This window comes from Variovorax sp. P4_D9 (genome assembly GCF_056401695.1).
Genome location: NZ_JBFUIU010000538.1, coordinates 1 through 6,238 on the forward strand (window position 1 = coordinate 1; position 6,238 = coordinate 6,238).

7 protein-coding genes are annotated in these 6,238 nt (G+C 66.1%); 4 read left to right on the forward strand and 3 right to left on the reverse strand.

Translation table 11 applies throughout. The annotated features are described in order from the left end of the window. On the forward strand, positions 1-385 hold a 385-nt coding region (locus AC1DY5_RS38020; RefSeq protein ID WP_478119631.1), incomplete at its 5' end, for a DUF444 family protein. Further along, on the forward strand, positions 382-1,905 hold the full coding sequence (locus tag AC1DY5_RS38025) for a SpoVR family protein (RefSeq protein ID WP_478119632.1): 1,524 nt from the start codon (positions 382-384) through the stop codon (positions 1,903-1,905). The genes AC1DY5_RS38020 and AC1DY5_RS38025, both read left to right, overlap by 4 nt. 27 nt (positions 1,906-1,932) lie before the next feature. Here AC1DY5_RS38025 and AC1DY5_RS38030 read toward each other — a convergent pair whose 3' ends face one another. From AC1DY5_RS38030 to aroQ, 3 genes are read right to left on the reverse strand one after another with little or no spacing between them, the layout of a single operon-like run. Continuing rightward, positions 1,933-2,571 carry a DNA-3-methyladenine glycosylase I gene (locus AC1DY5_RS38030; RefSeq protein ID WP_478119633.1) on the reverse strand — a complete coding sequence of 213 codons (639 nt, stop codon included), beginning with the start codon at positions 2,569-2,571 and terminating at the stop codon, positions 1,933-1,935. Beyond that, complete coding sequence (locus tag AC1DY5_RS38035) at positions 2,568-3,680, reverse strand: mandelate racemase/muconate lactonizing enzyme family protein (protein ID WP_478119634.1); 1,113 nt, start codon at positions 3,678-3,680, stop codon at positions 2,568-2,570. The genes AC1DY5_RS38030 and AC1DY5_RS38035 overlap by 4 nt, the downstream gene beginning before the upstream one ends. Further along, positions 3,677-4,132 (reverse strand): type II 3-dehydroquinate dehydratase, encoded by a 456-nt coding sequence (aroQ, locus tag AC1DY5_RS38040; RefSeq protein WP_478119635.1) that lies wholly within the window; start codon positions 4,130-4,132, stop codon positions 3,677-3,679. Before aroQ ends, AC1DY5_RS38035 begins: the two co-directional genes overlap by 4 nt. Positions 4,133-4,196: 64 nt before the next feature. Between aroQ and AC1DY5_RS38045 the strand changes: the two genes are divergently transcribed. Then, positions 4,197-5,303, forward strand: coding sequence for an S-(hydroxymethyl)glutathione dehydrogenase/class III alcohol dehydrogenase (locus AC1DY5_RS38045; RefSeq protein ID WP_478119636.1), 1,107 nt, complete (start codon positions 4,197-4,199; stop codon positions 5,301-5,303). 7 nt (positions 5,304-5,310) lie between these two features. Beyond that, entirely contained in the window at positions 5,311-6,222 is a 912-nt protein-coding gene (locus AC1DY5_RS38050; RefSeq protein ID WP_478119637.1) for an alpha/beta fold hydrolase, read from the forward strand. Positions 6,223-6,238 lie beyond the last annotated feature (16 nt).

A 6,238-nucleotide genomic window follows, 5' to 3' on the forward strand; every position in this document is an offset into this window, starting at 1 on the left:
GGCCTCCGAGGTCACCGAGGAAGAATTCTTCCATGCCACCGAGACCGGCGGCACCGTGGTCTCGAGCGCGCTCACGCTGATGCTCGACATCGTGCGCGCTCGCTACCCCAGCGGCGAGTGGAACATCTACGGTGCCCAGGCCAGCGACGGCGACAACTGGCACCAGGACAGCGGCCGCTGCCGCGAGCTGCTGGCCGACCACCTGCTGCCGCTGGTGCGCTACTACGCCTACGTGCAGGTGGCCGAGGCCGAGCAGAACATGTGGGAGGAGTACACCCAGCTGGCCGGCTCCCACAAGAATTTCGCGATGCGAAAGGTCAGCTCCGCGCAGGACATCTATCCGGTGTTCCGCGACCTGTTCAAGAAAGAGAGAGGCCCGGCGTGACAGAGAAGACCCGCACCCGCACTCAGCTGCCCAGCCCGTCCGACTGGACTTTCGAACTGATCGAGCAGTACCACACCGAGATCGCCCGGGTGGCCAAGGGTTACAAGCTCGACACCTACGCCAACCAGCTCGAGATCATCACGGCCGAGCAGATGATGGACGCCTATGCCTCGGTCGGCATGCCGGTCATCTACCGCCACTGGTCCTACGGCAAGCAGTTCATCCAGACCGAGAAGAATTACCGCCGCGGCCACATGGGCCTGGCGTACGAGATCGTCATCAATTCCGACCCCTGCATCGCCTACCTGATGGAAGAGAACACCATGGCCATGCAGGCCCTGGTGATTGCCCATGCGGCCTACGGCCACAACAGCTTCTTCAAGGGCAACTACCTATTCAAGATGTGGACCGATGCGTCGTCGATCATCGACTACCTGGTCTATGCGCGGAAATACATCAGTGAATGCGAGGAGCGCCATGGCGTCGGGGCGGTCGAAGACCTGCTCGACTCCTGCCACGCGCTGATGAACCACGGCGTGGACCGCTACCGCCGGCCGCAGCGACTGTCGCTGAGCCAGGAACAGGCGCGCCGCGAGGAACGCGAGCACCACCTGCAGCAGCAGGTCAACGACCTGTGGCGCACGCTGCCGCGCAAGAGCGGCCGCACGGCGGAGGACGATGAGGCGTCGAAGCGCTTCCCGGCCGAGCCGCAGGAGAACCTGCTCTACTTCATCGAGAAAAATGCACCATTGTTGGACCCCTGGCAACGCGAAGTGGTGCGTATCGTGCGCAAAATCGGGCAGTACTTCTATCCGCAGCGCCAGACCCAGGTCATGAACGAGGGCTGGGCCACCTTCTGGCACTACACCCTGCTCAACACGCTGTACGACGAAGGCCTCTTGGCCGACGGCTTCATGATTGAATGGCTGCAGTCGCACACCAACGTGGTGTTCCAGCCGCCGATCGGCCACCGCGCCTACAGCGGCATCAATCCCTATGCGCTGGGTTTTTCGATGTTCACCGATTTGCGGCGCATCTGCGAAAAGCCGACCGAGGAAGACAAGCGCTGGTTCCCCGATCTGGCGGGTTCCGACTGGCTGACCTCGCTCGATTACGCGATGCGCAATTTCAAGGACGAAAGTTTCATTGGGCAATTCCTGTCGCCAAAATTGATGCGCGATTTTCGCTTTTTCACGGTTCGCGACCAGGAAAGCGAACCCGAGCTCGAAGTCTCGGCCATTCATGATGACAGCGGCTACAAGCTATTGCGCGAATCGCTGTCGCGCCAGTACGACCTGAACCACCGCGAGCCCAACATCCAGGTCTGGAGCGTGAACCTGCGCGGCGACCGCTCGCTGACGCTGCGCCACACCCAGCACAACAACCGCCCGCTGCACGACAACTCGACCGAGGTGCTCAAGCACGTGGCGCGGCTGTGGGGCTTCGACGTCCACCTCGAGAGCGTCGACAGCGCGGGCCGGATCAACCACCGCAAGGTGGCCGGGCCGCAAGCCGCCTGAAGCGCAGCCGCCTGAAGCGCGTCCGCGTCAGCGCTGCAGCTTGAGCCTGGCGCGAGCCTTCAGGGCGATTTCGCGCGCATGGCAACCTTCGACGTGGTCGTTGACCAGGCCCGTGGCCTGCATGAAGGCATAGACCGTGGTCGGCCCGACGAAGCGCCAGCCGCGCTTCTTCAGATCCTTCGACATCGCGATCGACTCGGGCGAGGTCGTGAAGGTCTGCAGCGCCGCATGCGTGATGCGCTTCGGCCGCGAGGCCGGATCGGGCTCGAAGCCCCAGGCGTAGGCCGCCAGCGAGCCGAACTCCTTGCGCAGTTCGATCACGCGGTGGGCGTTGTTGATCGCCGACTCGATCTTGCCGCGATGGCGCACGATGCCGGCATCGGCGAGCAGCCGCTCGACCTCCTTCGGTCCGAAGCGCGCCATGCGCTCGGCATCGAAGTCGGCGAAGCCGCGCCGGAAGGCCTCGCGCTTGTTGAGGATCGTGAGCCAGCTCAGGCCGGCCTGGAAGCCTTCGAGGCACAGCTTCTCGAACAGGCGGCGGTCGTCGGTGACCGGAAAACCCCATTCGCCGTCGTGGTAGTTCTGGTAGGCCGGCGTGGCGGCGCACCAGCGGCAGCGCCAAGCGCCGTCCTCGCCTTCGAACAGGCCGGCTCGCTCGGCCGTCATGCGGCGGGCCGGCGGTAGGCCTGCCAGGCAGCGGCGGTCGGCGTGGTGCCCGCGCCGGGCTGCGTTGGGAGGCGGAAATGGCCGTCGACCACCTCGGCCGGCTCGGTGAAGCAGTCCTTGATCCACGGGATGTATTCGAGCACCTCGCAGGCCGGATGCGCGTAGCTTAGGTGCACGTGGACCTGGCTCATGTCGCCCGCATGCGGCGCCACCGGCAGGCGGAAGGCATGCGCGGCCTCGCAGACCTGGAGCACCTCGGTGATGCCGCCCATGCGCGTCACGTCGGGCTGCACCCAGTGGATCGCCTGTTGGGCGAAGAACTCGGAAAAGGCGTCGGCTGTATAGAGCTGCTCGCCGAGCGCGACCGGAATGCGGGTCGCGCGCGCCAGCTGCGCATGACCCTTGACATCGTCGTACCACAGGGGCTCCTCGAACCAGAGCAGGTCGAAGGGCTCTGCACCGCGGCAGAAGCGCAGGCAGGTGGCGAGATCCCATTTGCCGTTGCCGTCGACCGCCAGCGTGACGGCCGAGCCGATCGCCTCGCGCACGGCCTCGAGCCGCCGCAGGTCGCGGTCGACGCTCGATCCGACCTTGATCTTGATGCCAGTGAAGCCGTCGTCGACTGCACGCCGTGCGCCGTCGACCAGTTGCTGGTCGCCGATGCTGAGCCAGCCGATGTCGGTGTTGTAGGCCCGCACCCGTGGCCGCACTTGGCCGCCGAGGAGCTTCCAAAGCGGAAGCTCGGCTGCCTTGGCCTTCAGGTCCCACAGCGCAACATCGATCGCCGCCAGCGACAGCGTCGTGATGCCGGCGCGGCCGATCCACTGCAGCGCAGGGTTGCGCGCCAGCTTGTGCCAGAGGCGCCGCACGTCGCCCGCGTCCTCGCCGAGCAGGAGCGGCGCGTGGCAGGTCGCGATGCAGCGCGTGATGAGTTGGTCGCCCGGCAGGTGGGCGTGGGTACYGGTGAAGCCATGGCCGACGAGACCGTCCTCGGTCTCGATCCTTGCGCCGACGACGCCCCAGTGCGTCAGGGTGTGGGTGCTGTCGGCAATCTGGCTGCCCGTGACCGGCACGTGCAGCACGAAGGGCTCGACCGACCTGATCTTCACTTGGCGTCGCTCACGCGCGCCAGCGCCTCGATCGCCAGCGGATAGCCCTTGACGCCGAGCCCGACGATGATGCCTCGCGCCGCCGGCGAGATGTAGGAATGGTGGCGGAACTCCTCGCGCGCATGCACGTTCGAGATGTGCAGCTCGATCAGCGGCACGCTGGCGCCCTTGATGGCGTCGTGCAGCGCGATCGAGGTGTGGGTGTAGGCGCCGGGATTCATCACCACGCCGAGCATGCGGCCGGCGGCCACCTCGCGCCCGGCCTCGTGGATCCAGTCGATCAGCTGGCCTTCGTGGTTCGACTGTCGGCACTCGACCTCGATGCCGAGCGTGGCGCCGGTCTCCAGGCACATGCGCTCGACGTCGGCCAGCGTTTCGTAGCCGTACTGCGCGGGCTCGCGGGTTCCGAGGAGGTTGAGGTTGGGGCCGTTGAGGACAAGGATTTTCTTCATGACGTGACTCTCCAATGCGCGGCATCTTATAGTGCCCGACTCCTGAACCGAAACTGCACGACCCATGAAAACCAAAGCCGCCGTCGCCTGGCAATCCGGACAACCCCTGACCATCGAAACCGTCGACCTCGAGGGGCCCAAGTTCGGCGAGGTGCTGGTCGAGATCAAGGCGACGGGCATCTGCCACACCGACTACTACACCCTCTCGGGCGCCGACCCCGAAGGGATCTTCCCGGCCATCCTGGGACACGAGGGCGCGGGCATCGTGGTCGACGTCGGCCCTGGCGTGAGCTCGCTCAAGAAGGGCGACCACGTGATTCCGTTGTACACGCCCGAATGCCGCCAGTGCAAGTTCTGCCTGAGCCGCAAGACCAACCTGTGCCAGCTGATCCGCGGCACCCAGGGCAAGGGCCTGATGCCCGACGCGACCAGCCGCTTCAGCCTCGACGGCAAGCCGATCTTCCACTACATGGGCACGTCGACCTTCAGCAACTACACGGTGGCGCCCGAGATCTCGCTGGCCAAGATCCGCGAGGACGCGCCCTTCGACAAGGTCTGTTACATCGGCTGCGGCGTGACCACCGGCATCGGCGCCGTGATCTTCACGGCCAAGGTCGAAGCTGGCGCCAACGTGGTGGTGTTCGGCCTCGGCGGTATCGGCCTCAACGTGATCCAGGGCGCCAAGATGGTGGGCGCCGACAAGATCATCGGCGTCGACCTGAACCCGGCGCGCGAGGCGATGGCGCGCAAGTTCGGCATGACGCACTTCATCAACCCCAAGACCACCGAGAACGTGGTCGACGCCATCGTGCAGCTGACCGATGGCGGCGCCGACTACAGCTTCGAGTGCATCGGCAACACGCAGGTGATGCGCCAGKCGCTCGAATGCACGCACAAGGGCTGGGGCCGCAGCATCATCATCGGCGTGGCCGAAGCGGGCGCCGAAATCAGCACCCGGCCGTTCCAGCTGGTCACCGGCCGCAAGTGGGAAGGCTCGGCCTTCGGCGGTGCGCGCGGCCGCACCGACGTGCCGAAGATCGTCGACTGGTACATGGAAAACAAGATCAACATCGACGACCTGATCACCCACACCATGCCGCTGGAGGACATCAACAAGGGCTTCGACCTGATGAAGCGCGGCGAATCGATTCGCGGTGTCGTTCTCTATTAGTGCGGCCATGACGCGCTTGGAGCCGCTGCGAACGATCCGGGCCGGCGTGCTCGACATCGCGTACTTCGAAGCCGGACCCGCGGATGGGCCGCCGGTGCTGCTGATGCACGGCTTTCCGTACGACATCCACAGCTACGTGGAGGTCGCGCCGATGTTGGCCGAGGCCGGCTGCAGGGTCATCGTGCCCTACCTGCGCGGCTACGGCGCCACGCGCTTCCTGAGCGACGCGACACCGCGCTCGGGCGAACAGGCCGCGCTCGGCGCCGACCTGCTGGCGCTGCTCGATGCGCTGGCGATTCCGCGCGCCGTGCTTGCGGGCTACGACTGGGGCGGGCGCGCGGCCTGCGTGGTGGCGGCGCTATGGCCCGAGCGCTGCGCCGGGCTGGTCTCGTTCAACAGCTACAACATCCAGGACATCGCGAAGGCGATGCGCCCGGAGCCGGCCGAGAACGAGCACCGGCTCTGGTACCAGTACTACTTTCACAGCGAACGCGGCCGGGCCGGGCTGGCAGCCGATCGGCGCGGCATCACGCGCCTGCTCTGGCGCCTCTGGTCTCCGACCTGGGCCTTCGACGACGCGACCTTCGAGCGCAGCGCGGCTGCCTTCGACCATCCCGACTTCGTCGAGGTGGTGATCCAGTCCTATCGCCATCGCTTCGGCTTGGTGCCGGGTGACCCGGCCTATGCAGCGATCGAGGCAAGGCTCGCGGCGCAGCCGCCGATCACCGTGCCCAGCATCACCTGCGATGGCGCCGACGACGGCGTGCGGCCCGCGAGCGACGCATTGGCGCATGCCCATCGCTTCACCGGTCCGCGCTCGCACCGCATCGTGCCCGGCGTCGGCCACAACATGCCGCAGGAGGTGCCGCGCATGTTCGCCGATGCGGTGCTCGAACTCATTCCCGCATCGAACCCATGACAGACGGCCTCAAGAC

Bases quoted from the DNA above. Each gene is read 5' to 3' on its own strand.
- AC1DY5_RS38030 (WP_478119633.1), bottom strand. From the start codon at position 2,571: ATGACGGCCGAGCGAGCCGGCCTGTTCGAAGGCGAGGACGGCGCTTGG.
- aroQ (WP_478119635.1), bottom strand. From the start codon at position 4,132: ATGAAGAAAATCCTTGTCCTCAACGGCCCCAACCTCAACCTCCTCGGA.
- AC1DY5_RS38050 (WP_478119637.1), top strand. From the start codon at position 5,311: ATGACGCGCTTGGAGCCGCTGCGAACGATCCGGGCCGGCGTGCTCGAC.